General features: G+C 72.7%; 11 protein-coding genes and 1 pseudogene. 7 read left to right on the top strand and 5 right to left on the bottom strand.

Going from position 1 to position 16,801, the window contains the following annotated elements; translation table 11 throughout:
- The first annotated feature begins 32 nt into the window (after window positions 1–32).
- Both ACIBAI_RS16120 and ACIBAI_RS16115 read left to right on the top strand, forming a co-directional pair.
- Entirely contained in the window at window positions 33–302 is a 270-nt protein-coding gene (locus ACIBAI_RS16120; RefSeq protein WP_399034606.1) for a hypothetical protein, read from the top strand.
- 186 nt (window positions 303–488) lie between these two features.
- Entirely contained in the window at window positions 489–2,351 is a 1,863-nt protein-coding gene (locus ACIBAI_RS16115; protein ID WP_399034604.1) for an exo-alpha-sialidase, read from the top strand.
- A gap of 149 nt (window positions 2,352–2,500) precedes the next feature.
- Here the strand turns inward: ACIBAI_RS16115 and ACIBAI_RS16110 are convergent, their stop codons facing one another.
- Window positions 2,501–3,541, bottom strand: coding sequence for a bile acid:sodium symporter family protein (locus ACIBAI_RS16110; protein ID WP_399034602.1), 1,041 nt, complete (start codon window positions 3,539–3,541; stop codon window positions 2,501–2,503).
- A gap of 190 nt (window positions 3,542–3,731) precedes the next feature.
- Between ACIBAI_RS16110 and ACIBAI_RS16105 the strand changes: the two genes are divergently transcribed.
- The 3 genes from ACIBAI_RS16105 to ACIBAI_RS16095 all read left to right on the top strand — a co-directional run bounded on the left by ACIBAI_RS16105 (window position 3,732) and on the right by ACIBAI_RS16095 (window position 7,735).
- Complete coding sequence (locus ACIBAI_RS16105) at window positions 3,732–4,604, top strand: LysR substrate-binding domain-containing protein (protein WP_399034600.1); 873 nt, start codon at window positions 3,732–3,734, stop codon at window positions 4,602–4,604.
- 351 nt (window positions 4,605–4,955) lie between these two features.
- A complete protein-coding gene (locus ACIBAI_RS16100; RefSeq protein WP_399034599.1) occupies window positions 4,956–6,782 on the top strand; it encodes an AMP-dependent synthetase/ligase in 1,827 nt (608 codons plus the stop codon).
- Between the two features lie 116 nt (window positions 6,783–6,898).
- The gene (locus ACIBAI_RS16095) at window positions 6,899–7,735 is read left to right on the top strand and encodes an aldo/keto reductase (protein ID WP_399034597.1); all 837 of its coding nucleotides are present in this window, start codon (window positions 6,899–6,901) and stop codon (window positions 7,733–7,735) included.
- Between the two features lie 219 nt (window positions 7,736–7,954).
- On the opposite strand, the gene ACIBAI_RS16090 is transcribed toward ACIBAI_RS16095, so the two are convergent.
- Both ACIBAI_RS16090 and ACIBAI_RS16085 read right to left on the bottom strand, forming a co-directional pair.
- Window positions 7,955–8,851 (bottom strand): class I SAM-dependent methyltransferase, encoded by an 897-nt coding sequence (locus ACIBAI_RS16090; RefSeq protein WP_399034596.1) that lies wholly within the window; start codon window positions 8,849–8,851, stop codon window positions 7,955–7,957.
- A 196-nt stretch (window positions 8,852–9,047) separates the two neighbouring features.
- Window positions 9,048–10,763, bottom strand: a complete 1,716-nt coding sequence (locus tag ACIBAI_RS16085) for a glycoside hydrolase family 6 protein (protein WP_399034595.1) — start codon at window positions 10,761–10,763, stop codon at window positions 9,048–9,050.
- Between the two features lie 451 nt (window positions 10,764–11,214).
- Here ACIBAI_RS16085 and ACIBAI_RS16080 point away from each other — a divergent pair, with 451 nt between their 5' ends.
- Together ACIBAI_RS16080 and ACIBAI_RS16075 are read left to right on the top strand one after the other, a co-directional pair.
- The gene (locus ACIBAI_RS16080) at window positions 11,215–14,130 is read left to right on the top strand and encodes a glycoside hydrolase family 48 protein (protein ID WP_399034593.1); all 2,916 of its coding nucleotides are present in this window, start codon (window positions 11,215–11,217) and stop codon (window positions 14,128–14,130) included.
- Window positions 14,131–14,418: 288 nt separating this feature from the next.
- Window positions 14,419–14,975: pseudogene (locus ACIBAI_RS16075) on the top strand (cellulose binding domain-containing protein); the annotation flags it as partial.
- 106 nt (window positions 14,976–15,081) lie between these two features.
- Here the strand turns inward: ACIBAI_RS16075 and ACIBAI_RS16070 are convergent.
- Together ACIBAI_RS16070 and ACIBAI_RS16065 are read right to left on the bottom strand one after the other, a co-directional pair.
- Window positions 15,082–15,591: a hypothetical protein gene (locus ACIBAI_RS16070; RefSeq protein ID WP_399034591.1), complete on the bottom strand. Its 510-nt coding sequence runs from the start codon at window positions 15,589–15,591 to the stop codon at window positions 15,082–15,084.
- Between the two features lie 21 nt (window positions 15,592–15,612).
- On the bottom strand, window positions 15,613–16,680 hold the full coding sequence (locus ACIBAI_RS16065) for a MerR family transcriptional regulator (RefSeq protein ID WP_399034589.1): 1,068 nt from the start codon (window positions 16,678–16,680) through the stop codon (window positions 15,613–15,615).
- Window positions 16,681–16,801: the final 121 nt, after the last annotated feature.

Genomic DNA, 16,801 nt, shown 5'->3' with positions numbered 1-16,801 from the left:
CCGGGCGGGGCGGTCCTCGTCACGGCCGGCCGGTGGCGTACGGCTCGGGCGGCGGCACCGTCCGGGCGTACGCCCCGCTCGCCGGCGCCAGGACGGTGACGGGCTCTCACATGGCGCGGACCGCGCGGGAGGAGCCCGAGGCGTGCCAGCGGCGGCGCGCGGATCCGCGGCGGCCGTTCGCCAGGGGAAAGGCCGAGCCCGCGGGGCACGGGGAGGCCGCGCCGACGGAGGCGGGCGCGGCGCACGCGGTCCTCACCTCGCGGAGCGACGCCGGCGAGGTCGCGCTGATTCCGTGGCGGTGACACGCGCACGCTTCTTGTGAGGCGCGCGGGGACGCAACTAACGTCGATGCCCTCACCTCGGACATGGGATGTCCGAATGTCTGTATGACCGCACCGTGCACGGCCGCATCCCGCACGACCGCATCCCGCACGACCGCATCCCGCACGACTGGACCCCTGGCAGACGACTGAAGGGCAGGCCGCTCCATGCCGTCACGTCTTCGCACCCGTCTGAGAACCACCCTCACCGCAGCGCTCGCCCTGGCCGCGACGGCCGCGCTCCCGCACCCCGCCCACGCCCGGCCCTCCGCCGACGCACCCCGGCTGGAGGAGCAGGTGCTCTTCAAGGCCGCCCAGGACCCCGGCTACGCCTGCTTCCGGATCCCGGCGATCGTGCGGACCACCAACGGCACCCTGCTCGCCTTCGCCGAGGGCCGCGTCCTCAACTGCGGGGACGCCGCCGACATCGACATCGTCCTCAAGCGCTCCACCGACGGCGGCCGCACCTGGGGCCCGCTCCAGGTCGTCAACGAGGGCGCCGGCGACACCCACGGCAACCCGGCCCCGATCGTGGACCGCACCACCGGCCGCATCCTGCTGGCCGAGACGTACAACACGGGCCGCACCGACAGCGGGAACTGCTCGGTGCCCTGCGACCGCACCCCCCATCTGCAGTACAGCGACGACGACGGCCGCACCTGGTCGAAGCCGCGCGACCTGAGCGACCAGATCCTGCCCGCCCACTGGAACTCCTGGTACGCCACCGGCCCGGTGCACGGCATCCAGCTCACCCGGGGCAGGCACGCCGGGCGGCTGGTGTTCGGCGTCAACACCGAGACCTGGGACGGCACCCGGGTCACCGCCAACCACGCGGCGCTCGTCGTCAGCGACGACGGCGGCGACACCTGGAGGATCGGCGCCACCGACACCTGGCCCATCGCCGCCGACGGCTCCTTCCGGCAGAAACCGTCCGAGCTGACCCTCACCGAGCGCGCCGACGGCTCCCTCCTGGTCAGCGGCCGCGAGCAGGACGGCACCGACCTCGGCCACCGCACCCAGGCCGTCAGCCGCGACGGCGGCGACTCCTTCACCGCGCCCTTCAGGGCCCTCCCCGACCTCTACACCCCGCAGGTGCAGGGCGCGGTGCTGCGCCTCGGCGGCCGCGTGCTGCTGTCCGCCCCGGCCGACCCCGACCGCCGCCGGACGATGATGATCCGCTCCTCCTACGACGGCGGCGCCACCTGGGACAGCGTGGACCGCGGCACGGTCGTCACCACGGACTGGTCCGGCTACTCCGACATGGTGGCGATCGGCGGGTCCACCGTGGGACTGCTGTACGAGGGCGGCGCGGTCGACGCGCGCGACGAGATCCGCTTCGCCCGCTTCACCGAGGACTGGCTGACCCCCCGCCGCGGCCCGGACCCGACCACCCCCGACCTCGCCCCGCGGGCCAGGCCCGCCGCCGTGCTCGGCGGCGCCCGGCCCACGCCCGGCGTCCGCGGCGGCGCCCTGTCGTTCGACGGCGTCGACGACGCCGTACGCCTGCCGTACCACGGCCGGCTCCCGCTCGGCACCAAGGACTTCACCGTCTCGCTGTGGTTCCGGTACACGGCCGCCGGCGGGGAGCAGCCGCTGCTGTGGATGGGCGGGATCGGCACCACCCAGCCCCAGGTGTGGCTGCGCGCCGAGCCCGCGAACAACCGCCTCCAGGGCCTGATGACCGCACGCGACGGGGCGGCGGCGCCGCGGACGGCGTCCGTGCGCACCAGCGGCGCCTACAACGACGGCGAGTGGCACCGTCTGGTGCTGCGCCGCGGCGGCGGACGGCTGACGCTGTCCGTCGACGGCGCGGCGCTCGGCACCGCGGACGTGCCCGGCTCGGTCAGCCGCAACTCGCCGTTCGGCGTGCACATCGGGCAGCGCATGGACAGCCGGGCCTTCTTCACCGGCGCGATCGACGACGTGCACGTGTGGGACCGGGCGCTCACCGACGAGGAGCTCGCCGCCGGCGCCGCGACCCCGATCACCCGCGGCACGGTCCTGTGGCTGCCCCTGGACCGGGTGGGCTGAGACCCCGGCGTCCCGGAGCGCGCCCGGGCACGGCAGCGCGAGGCCCGGGAACGGTCCCGCTCCCGGGCCCGGTGCCTGCCTCCCGCCGCGGTCCGGCCGCTCCCGGCCGGCGGTTCCCGGCCGGGAGCGGCCGGGCGTACCGGCCCGCCTCAGCCGGAGCGTGTTCCCGGGCCGGCCCCGGCCCGGGGCGCCGCGGCCGGCGCCGGCCCGGTGACGTCCCCGGCGGGATCGTGCGCCCGGCGCTTGGCGATCACCGCGCACACCATCAGCTGCATCTGGTGGAACAGCATCAGCGGCAGCACGGCGAGCGAGGCGTGCGCGCCGAACAGGACGCTCGCCATGGGCAGTCCGGAGGCCAGGGACTTCTTCGAGCCCGCGAACTGGATCGCGATCCGGTCCTCCCGGCCGAACCGCAGCGCCTTGGCGCCGTACCAGGTCAGGGTGAGCATCACGGCGAGCAGCACGGCCTCGACGGCCAGCAGTCCGGCCAGCCGGACGGGGCTCACCTGGTGCCAGATGCCCTGGACCATGCCCGCGCTGAACGCGGTGTAGACGACGAGCAGGATCGACCCGCGGTCGACGAGCCCGAGGGCCTTCTTGTGCCGGGCGACGAAACCGCCGATCCAGCGCCGCAGCAGCTGCCCGGCGACGAACGGCACCAGCAGCTGGAGCACGATCTTCAGCACCGAGTCCGCGGAGAACCCGCCGCCCGCGCCGCCGAGCAGGGCGGCCGCCAGCAGCGGGGTGAGGACGATGCCGGCCAGCGAGGAGAAGGAGCCCGCGCAGATCGCGGCGGGTACGTTGCCGCGCGCGATCGAGGTGAAGGCGATCGACGACTGGATGGTCGACGGGACCAGGGTGAGGAAGAGCAGGCCCTGGTGGAGCGGCTGCGTCAGGAGCACCGGGACCAGCCCGCGCGCGGCCAGGCCGAGCAGCGGGAAGACGACGAAGGTGCAGGCCAGGACGGTGACGTGGAGCCGCCAGTGCTTCAGGCCGTCCAGGGCCTCACGGGTGGACAGCCGGGCGCCGTAGAGGAAGAACAGGAAGGCGATCGCCGCCGTGGAGGCGCCGGAGACGGCGTCGGCCGCCGTCCCGCGGGCCGGCAGCAGCGCCGCGAGCCCCACCGTCCCGAGCAGCAGCAGGATGTAGAGGTCGATCGGCGGCCGCCTCGGCCGGCGCAGGCGTTTCACGGTGCTCCACTTGCTCGGTTCGCTCGGTTCGTCCGGTTCTCCGGGTCCGCCCGGCCGGCCCGATGCTGCCGGGCGGCGCGGGGCCGGGGTCCCGGATCACGGGTCCCCCTCCATCGTGCTGCCTCGCCCGGCGATCGGGAATCCCGCACACCGCACTGACTGCCATCGCCTCCCGCGATAACGTGGGGGCGTGTACGACCCCTCCCACCTGCGGACCTTCCTGTCGGTGGCCCAGACGCTGAGCTTCACGCAGGCCGCCCGGCGGCTCGGGCTGCGCCAGTCGACCGTCAGCCAGCACGTGCGGCGCCTGGAGGACGCCACCGGGCGGCAGCTGTTCACCCGGGACACCCACTCCGTCGAGCTGACCGAGGACGGCGAGGCGATGCTCGGCTTCGCGCGCCGGATCCTGGAGGTGCACGAGCAGGCGACGGCGTTCTTCACCGGCACCCGGCTGCGCGGCCGGCTGCGGTTCGGCGCGTCCGAGGACTTCGTGCTGACCCGGCTGCCGGAGATCCTGGAGGGGTTCCGGCACGACCACCCCGAGGTCGACCTGGAGCTGACGGTGGAGCTGTCGGGCACGCTGCACGAGCGGCTGGCCGCCGGGAAGCTGGACCTGGTCCTCGCCAAACGCCGCCCCGAGGACCCGCGCGGGGAGCTGGTCTGGCACGACCGGCTGGTGTGGATCGGCGCGGAGCGGCTCCGCCTCGACCCCGACCGCCCGGTCCCGCTCATCGTCTACCCGCCCCCGGGCATCACCCGGGCCCTGGCCCTGGAGGCGCTGGAGCGCCAGGGCCGCGCATGGCGCGTCGTCTGCACGAGCGGCAGCCTGAGCGGCCTGGTCGCGGCGGCCCGCGCGGGCCTCGGCGTGATGGCGCACTCCCGCGGGCTGATCCCGCCGGGCCTGGTGCGTGTGCCGGACCGGGCGGGGCTGCCGGAGCTGGGCCGCGTCGACTTCGTGCTGGTCCACGGCCGCCGCCGGACCGCGGCGCAGGGCGCGGCGGACGCGCTGGCGGCGGCGATCCTGGCGGGCGGGGACCGGCTCCAGCGGCAGCGGCGCGGCTAGGGTCCTCGGCCGAGGACGCCGGGCACCGCACCGGTGTGACGGAATCGGCCGCGCCGACGCTGGAGGAGGAGAAGGGGACGCGTCGCTGACGCCCTCCCCCGCCGGGGTGACGCGCGCGGCGGCCGGGTCGTACAGATTCGGTGGAGATTGCGGCGCCGAACCTCACCCGACCGTCGGGTTCGCGCCCGACCCTTCCGCATGTGCACGCATTCGCCCCCCGCTGACCAGCACGAACCAGAGCATTGTTCGCTTTCGGGCCCCCTCCCGCCCCTTCGTCCGGTGGGGTAGCTTTCACGGCGCTGTGCGGGGCGCCACCAGGCGAACCGAACGCCGAGGAACGGGGAGCGGGGTTTGCGCGAGTTCACCAACCCTCCGCTGGCGTTGGCACCACCGGTGGGCGGTCTGGCCGACGTGGTCTTCGAATACGCCCGGGAGGACCCGCTGCGCGTCGCGCTCGGCCGCAAGGACCGGGCCGGGCGGTGGCGGGACGTGACCTCGGCCGAGTTCCGCGACGAGGTGCTCGCCCTCGCCAAGGGCCTGCTCGTCCAGGGCGTCCGCTTCGGCGACCGGGTCGCGATCATGTCCCGCACCCGCTACGAGTGGACGCTCTTCGACTTCGCGCTGTGGACGATCGGCGCCCAGGTGGTGCCGCTCTACCCCACTTCCTCGGCCGAGCAGTGCTTCTGGATGTTGTACGACGCCGAGTGCACGGCCGCGGTCGTGGAGCACGAGGACCACGCGATGACCATCGCCACCGTCATCGACCGGCTGCCCCGGCTGCACCGGCTGTGGCAGCTGGACACCGGCGCCGTGCGGGAGCTGTACGAGGCCGGCGCCCACCTCGACGACGACGTGGTGCACCGGCACCGGCAGGCGGTCACCCCGGACACGGTCGCCACGGTCATCTACACCTCGGGCACCACCGGCCGCCCCAAGGGCTGCGTCCTCACCCACGGCAACTTCATGTACGAGGCGGACACCGTCGTCCGGCGCTGGGAGCCGGTGTTCCACTCCAGGAAGGGCGACGAGGCGTCGACGCTGCTGTTCCTGCCGCTCGCGCACGTCTTCGGCCGGATGGTGGAGGTGGCCGGGATCCGCGGCCGGGTCAAGTTCGGCCACCAGCCGCAGCTCGACGCGGCGGCCCTGCTGCCGGACCTGGCCGCGTTCCGGCCGACCTTCGTCCTCGCGGTGCCGTACATCTTCGAGAAGGTGCTCAACGCGGCCCGCCGCCGGGCGGAGAAGGAGGGCAGGGGCGAGGCCTTCGAGAAGGCCGTCGAGGTCGCCGTGCGGTACGCGGACGCCGTGGAGGCCAAGGCCTGGGGCACCGGTCCCGGCCCGTCGGCGGCGCTGCGCGTGCAGCACCAGCTGTTCGACCGGCTCGTCTACTCCAAGGTGCGGGCCGCGCTCGGCGGCCGCCTGCGGCACGCCATGTCCGGCGGCTCCGCGATGGACCGCAGGCTGGGGCTGTTCTTCGCGGGCGCCGGCGTGCACATCTACGAGGGGTACGGCCTGACCGAGTCCACCGCCGCCGCCACCGCCAACCCGCCCGGGCGCACCCGGTACGGCAGCGTCGGGCAGCCCGTCCCGGGCGTCACCGTGCACATCGCGGACGACGGCGAGATCTGGCTGCGCGGCGACAACGTCTTCCAGGGCTACCTCAACAACCCCAAGGCCACCGACGAGACCCTGCACGACGGCTGGCTGGCCACCGGCGACCTGGGCTCCCTCGACGAGGACGGCTACCTCACCATCACCGGCCGAAAGAAGGAGATCCTCGTCACCTCCGGCGGCAAGAGCGTCTTCCCCGGGCTGCTGGAGGAGCGCGTCCGGAACCATCCGCTGGTCAACCAGTGCATCGTCGTCGGCAACGACCGCCCGTACATCGCCGCCCTCATCACCCTCGACCAGGAGGCCGTCGAGCACTGGCTGATGATGCGGGGCAAGCCGCCGGCGTCCCCGGCCCGGCTGGTGCGCGACCCCGAGCTGGAGGCGGAGGTGCGGCGCGCGGTCGTCGCCGCCAACACCCTGGTCTCGCACGCCGAGTCGATCCGCACCTTCCGCATCCTGGCACAGCCGTTCACCGAGGAGCACGGGTTGCTCACGCCGTCGCTGAAACTGAAGCGGAAGGCGATCGAGAAGGCGTACGCGAACGAGGTCGAGGCGCTGTATCGTGCCTGAATCGTCCCCCCACGGGTACTTTTCCCGCCCCGATCGCCGGGTCAGGAATGCATCGCGGCCCGTGATCGTTGACGATGGACGTACCACCTGACGACAACCGTAAGGATCGAGAGCTCGTGAGCAGCAAGGTCCCCCCGATCACCCTGAACAACGGCGTCGAGATGCCCCAGCTGGGCTTCGGCGTCTGGCAGGTGCCGGACGACGAGGCGGAGGCGGCCGTCGCGACGGCGCTGGAGGCCGGGTACCGCAGCATCGACACAGCGGCGATCTACGGCAACGAGGAGGGCACCGGCAAGGCCATCGCCGCCTCCGGCATCCCCCGCGAGGAGATCTTCGTCACCACCAAGCTCTGGAACAGCGAGCAGGGGTACGAGTCGACGCTGCGCGCCTTCGACGCGTCCCTGAAGAAGCTCGGCCTGGAGTACGTGGACCTGTACCTGATCCACTGGCCGCTGCCGGCCCAGGACCGGTACGTCGACACGTACAAGGCGTTCGAGAAGCTGCACGCCGACGGCCTGATCCGCGCGATCGGCGTCTCCAACTTCCTGCCGGAGCACCTCCAGCGGCTGATCGGCGAGACGTCGATCGTCCCGGCGGTCAACCAGATCGAGCTGCACCCGCACCTGCAGCAGCGGGCCGCCCGCGAGTACCACGCCGAGCAGGGCATCGCCACCGAGGCCTGGTCGCCGCTGGGTCAGGGCAAGGGCCTGCTGGAGGTCCCGGCGATCGTGGCGATCGCGCAGAAGCACGACCGCACGCCGGCCCAGGTCGTGCTGCGCTGGCACCTCCAGCTCGGCAACGTGGTGATCCCGAAGTCCGTGACGCCGTCCCGGATCAAGGAGAACATCGAGGTCTTCGACTTCAGCCTGGACGACGAGGACCTCGCGGCGATCAGCGCGCTGAACGAGGACCGGCGGCTGGGTCCGGACCCGGCGACGTTCAACATGGCCTGAGCCGACGGCATGAAGAAGGGGCCCGGTTCCTCCGGGCCCCTTCTTCATGCCGTCGGCGCGCCACCGCAGGCCGGCCGTACGGCGACCGCACCGGCGCCCGCCTCCGGCCGGCTGCCGGATCACCCCCGTGGCCGAGTCGGACCCGGCGGACCGCCGGTGGCCGGGCGGCGGTCCGCCGGGCGGCGCCACGCGGGGAGGGCGCCGGCCGCGGAAGGGCCGTCAGGCCACCCGCACCCCCGTGTGCACCGTGTGCGCCGCCAGGAGGAACACGTCCGGCCGGCGGTGCACGCTCGCCTCGTCGTCCGGGTCGAGGAGGCGGTCCAGGGTGGCGCGGTCGGTGGGGTCGAGGTCGTCGCCGCAGGCGTCGCGCAGGCGGGACAGGGACACGGCCACGTAGGCGCGGGCCCGCTCCGAGGCGGGGGCGGGCAGGTCCAGCAGGAAGCTGCGCGTGCCGGTGTGCTTCAGGCCCGCGGCGGTCAGCAGCGCCGGCCAGTCCTCGGTCTCGGCGACCGAGCCGGGCAGGCTCGCCCGCATCCTGGCGAACCACTCCTCCTCCATCGCGTCCAGCCGTGCCTGGAGCCCCGGCCGTCCGATCCCGATGTCCCGCGGCAGGAACCGTGCGGGCAGCCCGCCCTCCAGCAGGGCGAGCGTGCCGCCGGGCGCCAGCCGCTCGGCGAAGGCGGCGAGGGCCGCGCGCTGGTCGCCGAGGTGGTGCAGGCTGCGGCTGGCCCACAGCAGGCCGGCCGGGCGGCCGAGGTCGTCCAGGACTCCGGGGAGTTCACCGGCCAGGGTGTCGAAGCGGCCGGCGACGCCGAGGCGTTCGGCGCGGGCGCGGGCCCGCTCCAGCAGCGGTGCGGCGCCGTCCACGGCGACGACCCAGGCTCCGGGGAAGGTCTCGGCGAGCAGGCAGGAGACCACGCCGGGTCCGCTGCCCGCATCGACGACCAGTCCCGGATCGGTCACCTCCTCTCCCAGCCAGGCCATGGCCTGCGCGTACAGCGGGGTGAACAGCTCCGCCTGGGACTCCAGCAGCGGGGCCATCCCGGCCCAGTCGATGTCGGTGTGGTCAGGGTGTCCGTGGTGGTGTGCGTGCTCGTGCTTCTCGTCGTGCGCCATGCTGGTCAGCCTCTCGTTCGCGGTGCCGCCAGGGTGCGACGACGCCCCGCGGGGCGGCCACTCCTGTTGCCGGAACGGCAAAAGCCGGGCGGGGAGGCGGGACACGATCCGGACGGTCCCGGCACGCGGGGGCCGGGAGCGCGATCCGCCGGCCCGGCCCCCTCGCGGCCGGTCCGGCGGATCTCACGTCACCCGGTCAGGACAGCGGCGGGTACGCGTTGCGCATCAGCTCCTGGAACTGGGCCGAGAACCACTTCCCGGACAGCGGCGCGTCGGGCAGGGCGCCCGAGAGGTTGTTGCCGTTGCGCGGGTTGCCCGTGTACGTCGGGTCGCACATGCGGTCGAAGCCCTTGCCCTCGTCGTTCGGGATCTGCTTGCTCGCCCCGTCGGACTCGCCCGGCGGCTTCATCCACACGTACGCGTCGATCCCGGTGGCGGGGTTGGCCTGCGGGCGCTCGCCGAGACCGGCTCCGGACTGGTTGCACCAGTTGCCGGGGTGGATCCGGCGGTCGTAGCGGCCGCCGTCGACGTAGGCGTCGACGCTGGTGGTCGGGCCGGGGCCGGCGGGCCGGGCCGAGCCGCCCCAGCCGTTGCGGGAGGTGTCGATCAGCATGCCGATGCCGGAGTTGAAGCCGACCGAGACCAGCTGGTTGCGGAAGGCCTGGGCGAAGGACAGCTCGTCGACGTACCGGTTCCAGTCGACCCACTTCGACTGGCGCACCGAGGTGCCGTTGACGGTGTCGTTGATGGAGAAGTTGTTCTCCTTCAGCGCGCTGTAGTTCGCCGTGTTGGTGATGAAGCCGTGCACGTCGTTCACGGTGGCGCCCTCGGCGGTGGCCGCCTGCTTGATCACGTTGGCGGACGCGCCGAAGTTGTCGTCCCAGCCGATCCAGCCGTGGTGGCCGGCGTCCACGTAGTTGTAGACGTTGGGCACGTCACCGAGCTTGTTCAGCGCGTAGCCGACGCCCTTCACGTAGTTGCCGTTGGCGAGCATCGTGTCGCACTGCGGGGTGGCCGTGGCCCGGCTGCCGGTGTTGGTGACGAGGTTGGGCAGCGAGTCGATCTCGACGGTGGTCACGATCCGCAGCGAGGCGTACTTCGGGTCGGCGAGGATCGCGGCGATCGGGTCGATGTACTGCGTCTTGTACTTGTCGATCTCGTCCGGCTTGAGCTCGCCGTTGGAGGCGAGGGCCGAGCAGTCGCGCCCGGGCAGGTTGTAGATGACGAGCTGGACGACCAGCTCGCCGGAGCCCTTCTGCTCCAGTGCCTCGTCGAGGTGGTCGCGCAGGCCCATGCCGCCGTTCACGCCGTTGATGGCGGCGGTCCGGTCCAGCCACACACCGGTGGGCTGGTTGGCGATCCGGCTGCCGCCGGGCTCCGCCGCGGCCTTCGCGGACCACTCCGGGTTCACGTAGACCTTGGCGCCGGAGTAGGGGTTGTCCACGCGCGGTCCGACCGGGTCCGGGCCGGGGCCGGGGCCGCCGCCGCTGCCGTCGTCGACGTTGCAGGTCACGCCGTCGAGGGTGAAGGTGGCGGGGACGGCGTTGGTGCCGCTGTAGGAGGCCTGGAAGCCGAAGCCGGCCGAACCGCCGGTCGCCAGGGAGCCGTTGTAGGACTCGTTGGTCACGGTGACGCCGGTACCGCTCTGGCTGATCTTCGCGTTCCAGCCGCTGGTGACCTTCTGGTTCCCGGCGTACGACCACTTCAGCGTCCAGCCCGACTTGGCGGCGCCGTGGTTGGTGACGGTGACGGCGGCGGTGAAGCCGGTGTTCCACTGGTTCTGCACCTTGTAGTCCACGGTGCAGGGGACGGCGGCGGGGCCGACGTCCGCGGGCTGGACGGCGAACGCCGTGCCCGAGGCGCCGGCGACGAGCGCCAGCGCGGCGAGTAACGCTGTTCTGCTGCGGCTCATGAGTGCGGTTTTCCTCTTTCTGTCCGTCGAAGGCGCGCGGGGGTGGCGCGGCCCGGTTCCGTACGGCGTCGGGGCATGACGCCGTCGTCAGGGACGAGAGATGCGGGTGGTGCCGGCGAAGGCGGCCCTTCGCCCGTGCGTCCGGCAGGGCGGGGCCGTGCCGGCGGCTCAAAGTCGTGAACGCGGGGGGTGTCGCATGAGCGACTCCTTGCAGTACGGGCGCACGGTGACACACGTGGCCGACCGATGGAACCGCTCCCACTGGTGTTCACGAAGCTAGCGCCAAGTGACGGTGAAGAACAGGGGAGGCACCGACTTTCGCCCGGCACCCCCCGTCGAATCTTTTCGACTCCTCCCGCACCTTGACCCCCCACCACACCCTCTCCACTATGGGAGCGCTCCCACTGGTTCATGCCTTGACTTCTCCGAGCCGCAAGGAGGAACCAGCACCATGCATCCCCCTCCCCGAAGACGCGGAGCCGTACGGCGGTTGTGGACCGCGGCCGTGGCGGCCCCCGCGCTTCTGCTGACGATGCTCTCGGTGGGATCGGCGCCCGCGCAGGCGGCGGCGGTCCAGTGCAGCGTCGACTACCGCACCAACGACTGGGGTTCGGGCTTCACCGCGGAACTGTCCCTCACCAACCGCGGCACGGACACCATCGACGGCTGGACCCTGACGTACAGCTACGCGGGCAACCAGAAGCTCACCAACGGCTGGAACGGCACCTGGTCCCAGTCCGGCCGGTCGGTCACCGTGCGGAACGCCGCGTACAACGGGACGATCGCCGCCGGCAAGGCCGTCACCACCGGCGCGCAGTTCACCTACAGCGGCAGCAACACCGCGCCGACGTCCTTCTCGATCAACGGCACCCCCTGCACCGGCGCGCACCAGCCGCCGATCACCGTGCTGACCAGCCCCGCGGCGGGCGCGGTCTACACGCAGGGCGAGGCGGTCCCGCTGGCGGCCACCGCCGCGGCCGCCGACGACGCCACGATCACCAAGGTCGAGTTCTACGACGACACCCGGCTGCTGGGCACGGACACGAGCGCCCCCTACGCGCTCTCCGTCTCAGACTTGACCGTGGGCAGTCATTCCCTGGTGGCGAAGGCGTACGACAGCCTCGGCGCATCCGGGGAGTCCACGCCGGTCGGCATCACGGTCGCCTCCGGCCCCACCGTGGTGGCCTCGCCGACCCAGCTGGGCGTCCAGCAGGGCAAAACGGGCACGTACGAGGTGAGGCTGTCGAAGCAGCCGTCCGCGAACGTGACCGTGACGACGGCCCGCGCGAGCGGCAACCCGGGCCTGTCCGTGAGCGGCGGCGCGACCCTCACCTTCACCCCGCAGAACTGGAACACCGCGCAGAAGGTGACCGTCGCCGCCGACTCCTCCGGCACGGGCTCGGCCGTCTTCGAGTCGACCGCCCCGGGACACGCCAAGGCCGCGGTCACCGTGACGCAGCTGGGGGCGACCAAGGCGTACGACGCCCGCTTCCTGGAGCTCTACGGCAAGATCACCAACCCGGCGAACGGCTACTTCTCGCCCGAGGGCATCCCCTACCACTCGGTCGAGACGCTGATCGTCGAGGCGCCGGACCACGGTCACGAGACCACCTCGGAGGCCTACAGCTACCTGCTGTGGCTCCAGGCGATGTACGGCAGGGTGACCGGCGACTGGTCGAAGTTCAACGGCGCGTGGGAGCTCATGGAGAAGTACATGATCCCCACCCACGCCGACCAGCCGACCAACTCCTCCTACAACCCCGCCAAGCCGGCGACCTACGCGCCCGAGTACGACACCCCCGAGCAGTACCCCTCCCGGCTCGACACCGGGGTCCCGGTCGGCCCGGACCCGATCGCCGGTGAGCTGAGGAGCGCCTACGGCACGGACGACGTCTACGGCATGCACTGGCTGCAGGACGTCGACAACGTCTACGGCTACGGCAACTCGCCCGGCAAGTGCGAGGCGGGCCCGTCGGACACCGGGCCGTCGTACATCAACACCTTCCAGCGCGGGCCGCAGGAGTCGGTGTGGGAGACGGTGCCGCAGCCGACCTGCGACGCCTTCAAGTACGGCGGGAGGAACGGGTACCTGGACCTGTTCACCGGCGACTCCTCCTACGCCAAGCAGTGGAAGTTCACCAACGCCCCGGACGCCGACGCGCGGGCCGTGCAGGCCGCGTACTGGGCGGACATCTGGGCGAAGCAGCAGGGCAAGGGCTCCGACGTCTCCGCGACGGTCGCCAAGGCGGCCAAGATGGGCGACTACCTGCGCTACGCCATGTTCGACAAGTACTTCAAGAAGATCGGCAACTGCACGAGTCCGTCGTGCCCGGCGGGCACCGGCAAGGACGCCTCGCACTACCTGCTGTCCTGGTACTACGCCTGGGGCGGCGCGGTGGACACCTCAGCGGGCTGGGCCTGGCGCATCGGCTCCAGCCACGCGCACGGCGGCTACCAGAACCCGCTGGCCGCGTACGCGCTCGGCGCCTACGCCCCGCTGAAGCCGAAGTCGGCGACCGGCCAGGCGGACTGGGCCAAGTCGATGGACCGGCAGCTGGAGTTCTACCGCTGGCTGCAGTCCGCCGAGGGCGCCATCGCGGGCGGCGCGACCAACAGCTGGGCGGGCCGGTACGCGAGCCCGCCGGCCGGGAAGTCCACGTTCTACGGCATGTACTACGACGAGAAGCCCGTGTACCACGACCCGCCGTCCAACCAGTGGTTCGGCTTCCAGGCGTGGTCCATGGAGCGGGTCGCCGAGCTGTACCAGCAGACGGGGAACGCGCAGGCCAAGGCGGTCCTCGACAAGTGGGTCGACTGGGCGCTGGAGCACACCACCATCAACCCGGACGGCACCTTCCGCATCCCCTCGACGCTGCAGTGGTCGGGGCAGCCCGACACCTGGAACGCGTCGAACCCGGGCGGCAACAGCGGACTGCACGTCACGGTCGCCGACTACACCAACGACGTCGGTGTGGCGGGCGCGTACGCCAAGACCCTGACGTACTACGCGGACCGCTCCGGTGACACCGAGGCCGCGAACACGGCGAAGGCGCTGCTGGACGGCATGTGGGAGCACCACCAGGACGACCTCGGCATCGCCGTCCCGGAGACCCGCGCCGACTACGACCGCTTCGACGACCCGGTCCACGTCCCGAGCGGCTGGACCGGCACCATGCCGAACGGCGACGTGGTCGACTCCTCGTCGACCTTCGACTCGATCCGCTCGTTCTACGAGGACGACCCGGCCTGGTCGAAGATCGAGAGCTACCTCGCGGGCGGCGCCGCGCCCGTCTTCACGTACCACCGGTTCTGGGCCCAGGTGGACATCGCCACCGCCATGGGCTCGTACGCGGAGCTCCTCGAATAGTCCCCGCTCTCCGCGTACCGCGCCGGGCGGTCCCCCATCCGCACGGGGGGCCGCCCGGTCGTCGCACGCCCGACGGAAGGAAGGTCCCCCACGGTGCGAAGAACCCGCATTCTCACGGCCGTGCTGGCGCTGGCGGCCGGCCTGCTCTCGGGCGCCCCGCCGGCCCTGGCCGCCGAACGGGCCGAGGTCTCGATCGCCGCCGACACCTACACCTGGAAGAACGCCCGGATCGACGGCGGCGGTTTCGTCCCCGGCATCGTCTTCAACCGCAGCGAGAAGAACCTCGCCTACGCCCGCACCGACATCGGCGGCGTGCGCGGCATCTTCCGCTCCACGGACCGGGGCGCGAGCTGGACCCGCGTCAACGACGACGCCCACCAGTGGGGCTGGACGGGCGCGGTGATCACCGGCGACCCGCGGGTGTACGGACGGGTGTACGTGGCGACCAACGGCCGCGGGGTGATCTACGGCGACACCGCCGGCGGGGACACCGGCGGCGGCACGGGCCCGGCACCGGCACCAACCGGCGCCTGCACCGTGACGTACAAGATCGCCAATCAGTGGTCGGACGGCTTCCAGGCCGAGGTGCAACTGACCAACACCGGTACCAGCGCCTGGAACGGCTGGGCCCTGACCTGGTCCTTCCCCGAAGGTCAGCAGGTGACCCGGATGTGGAACGCCGGCCACGCCTAATCGGGGGCGGCGATCACGGCGAGGAACGTGGCCTGAACGCGAACGTGGCGGCCGGCTCCTCGGTGGGCTTCGGCTTCACGGGCACCCGGTCGGGCGCGAACGGCGAACCGGCGGCCTTCAGGCTCGGCGACCGGTCCTGCACGGTGGCCTGACCCGCCGGGCGGGACGGGGAAGGGGGAGGGCGCGTGCCACCGCGCGCCCTCCCTCCTTCCCGTCCCGCGGTGCGCCTGCGGCGTGCGGCCCGCCGTTCCCCGGGCGTCATGCGGGGGCGCCCGGAGCGGAGGCCCGCTCGGCGGTGTCCCGCCGGGCGATGGCCTCGGCCACCTGCCCGATGGCGCTGCGCAGAAGGGCGCCGTATGCGTCCTGGGGCAGGTGGGGGGCGTGTTCCCTGGCAGCGTCGATGTGCTCGGCGGCGGCGTCGAACGACCCGAGCCGGCGGTAGCCGTCGGCGAGGTTGAGGTGCAGGGACGGGTAGAAGCCGGCGATGCGAAGACCGGCGTGGTGCTCCTGGAGGCGCTGCTCGGTCATGGCGTCGGCGGCGTCCAGGGCCCGGACGTCCCAGGCCAGGGCCCGGGCCGGGTCCTGGTGGAGGTCCGCCAGGTGGTGCGCGAGGGTGCAGCGGTGCAGCGGGTCGCCGGTGACACCGATCGCGGACCACAGGTCCAGGAGCTTCCTGCGGGCGGCGGCGGTGTCGCCGGCCCGTCCTTCGGCGACGGCCCGGCCGATGGCTTCCATGGTCGGGTCGGAGCCGGTGGGGGTGGTGGTCATGGGAGCAGTCCTCGTCCTTTGTCAAGCGGAGGGGGTGGGGCTGACGGGCATGGCCCATGTGGTGAGATCGCCGCGGCCTGCGGAGCGGATCGTGACGGGCTGGTCGAATCCGCGCAGGTCGAGCATCACGTCGGGGCCGATGGCCGTGCTGACGGCCGGGTGGAGCGCGACCGGTTCGAAGGCGATCTGCAGATGCCGCCCCGTCACGGTGGCCGGGAGCGGGAAGCCGGGGTGCTCGTCCGCGGTCCGGACGGTCAGGCCGCGCCGGGTCACCCGCAGCGAGATCCGCTCGCTCAGATGGTCCTCCAGAGCCCGCAGGAGGAGGCCCTTCGAGACGGTCACACGAGTCGTGACCTCGGGCAGCGACGCGAGCATCAGCCGGTGGTCGGGGAACTCCCCCGCCAGCAGCCGGCAGTGGCGGTCCTCCCGGTCCGCCATGCGCAGCCACATCCCGTGCGGCGTCGCCTCGACCCGCACCAGCACGCTGCGGCGGACCTCGGCGACCGCCGCCCGCAGTTCGTCGCCGTCGACCGTGGCGGCCCACGCCGTGACCACCGGTCCGACGGGGACCAGGGTGCGCGTCGAGAGCCGGAACCGGTCGGTCGCGGTCAGCGTGACCGCTTCACCGGTCACCTCCACCCGCAGTCCGCCGAGCACCGGTGTCCCCGGATCCCGTGCGGTCGCGGTCAGGACCTGCTCGATGGCGTCGGCCAGGACGGGGCCCTTCAGCACGGCGACCGGCAGGCTCGGCACGCCGGCGAGCGACGCCTTGATCGAAGCGGCCTTCCGCCGCACCGCCGCCGCGTCCTCGAGGACCTTCGCGACGTGCTCGTCGATCAGCCGGGACGCCTCCTCGGGCGTGGCGTCGAGGACCGCCTCGACAGTGGTGAGGGGCATGGCGATCCCACGGAGCCGGCGAAGCCCGGTCGCCCGCGCCACCTGGTCGGCGCTGTAGTAGCGGTAGCCCGAGACCGGGTCGACCTCCGCGGGGGGCAGCAGCCCGGAGTCGGCGTAGAACCGCAGCGCGCTGGAGGTCAGACCGGTGCGCTGGGCGAAGATCCCGATCGGCATCAGTTCGGAGTTCGGCACCCCGCCATCGTCGGGCTTCGACCGGCTTGAAGGTCAACACCGGTCACGTGCGGCGACGACGGGGCCGCGGGGACGACGGCGGCCGGCCGGGGGAGGGCGCCGGGTGGCCGGCCGCGTACGG

The organism is Streptomyces sp. NPDC051041, from assembly GCF_044456065.1.
GTDB classification, from domain to species: Bacteria; Actinomycetota; Actinomycetes; order Streptomycetales; family Streptomycetaceae; genus Streptomyces; species Streptomyces glaucus.
This window is presented reverse-complemented; position numbering and strand designations above follow the sequence as displayed.

Coding starts and splice junctions, on each gene's coding strand:
- ACIBAI_RS16085 (WP_399034595.1), bottom strand. CDS start 10,763: ATGAGCCGCAGCAGAACAGCGTTACTCGCCGCGCTGGCGCTCGTCGCC.
- ACIBAI_RS16070 (WP_399034591.1), bottom strand. CDS start 15,591: ATGACCACCACCCCCACCGGCTCCGACCCGACCATGGAAGCCATCGGC.
- ACIBAI_RS16090 (WP_399034596.1), bottom strand. CDS start 8,851: ATGGCGCACGACGAGAAGCACGAGCACGCACACCACCACGGACACCCT.
- ACIBAI_RS16115 (WP_399034604.1), top strand. CDS start 489: ATGCCGTCACGTCTTCGCACCCGTCTGAGAACCACCCTCACCGCAGCG.
- ACIBAI_RS16080 (WP_399034593.1), top strand. CDS start 11,215: ATGCATCCCCCTCCCCGAAGACGCGGAGCCGTACGGCGGTTGTGGACC.